The organism is Shewanella sp. SM101, from assembly GCF_025654465.1.
Taxonomy (GTDB): Bacteria; Pseudomonadota; Gammaproteobacteria; order Enterobacterales; family Shewanellaceae; genus Shewanella; species Shewanella oncorhynchi.
On the sequence record NZ_JAKKRH010000138.1, the window covers coordinates 1 to 821 of the forward strand.

The following is an 821-nucleotide window of genomic DNA, read 5'->3' on the forward strand; positions in this document are numbered from 1 at the left end:
CCGCTGGTGTTCGGGTTGTCATGCCAATGGCATTGCCCGGTAGCTACGTTCGGAATCGATAACCGCTGAAAGCATCTAAGCGGGAAGCGARCCCTAAGATGAGTCATCCCTAGGAATTTAATTCCTCTAAAGAGCCGTTCGAGACTAGGACGTTGATAGGCATGGTGTGTAAGCGTTGTGAGGCGTTGAGCTAACATGTACTAATGACTCGAGAGGCTTAACCATACAACCCAGATGGGTTTTACAAAGWAGCCTTAGACAGAATATCGACACTTGATRAAGTTAAAGACTCAAACAAAGMAAATCAGCTTTCCGAATTATTATTAACGTGGTCCAGWGATGGMCACGGTAATAAACAGAATTTGCTTGGTGACAATAGCCTTGTGGAACCACCTGATCCCATCCCGAACTCAGAAGTGAAACGCAAACGCGCCGATGGTAGTGTGGGGTCTCCCCATGTGAGAGTAGGTCATCGCCAAGCGCCTAATTATCTCATTGAGATGCAACGAAGCCAGCTGAATAAGCTGGCTTTTTTGCGTCCGCAATTTGTTAAATACAGCCTAGTGTCTATTTAATTATACCAATTATATTAATTATGTGATCTAATTGGTCATCAGTTTTTAATCATACAAAATATGAATCATCCCCACATCGCAGCCTTAGTAAAATCGGAGAAAAGTGCACGCAAACGTATGCGCTATCTTGCCTTACTCCATTTCACTGAAGGTCATTCTCGTACCGCCATCGCAAGCATGCTTAAGGTCAGTAGAACCAGTGTCAATCGCTGGGTCACCGCCTATTTAACCCATGGGCTGACTGGC

1 protein-coding gene and 2 rRNA genes are annotated in these 821 nt (G+C 44.9%); all 3 read left to right on the forward strand.

Features of this window, described 5'->3' with window-relative positions:
* Positions 1–225 (forward strand): 23S ribosomal RNA (locus tag L5M38_RS24280); the annotation flags it as partial.
* A 140-nt stretch (positions 226–365) separates the two neighbouring features.
* A 5S ribosomal RNA gene (gene rrf, locus L5M38_RS24285) occupies positions 366–481 on the forward strand.
* A gap of 154 nt (positions 482–635) precedes the next feature.
* A partial coding sequence (locus L5M38_RS24290) for a helix-turn-helix domain-containing protein (protein WP_263176856.1) occupies positions 636–821 on the forward strand: 186 nt, incomplete at its 3' end.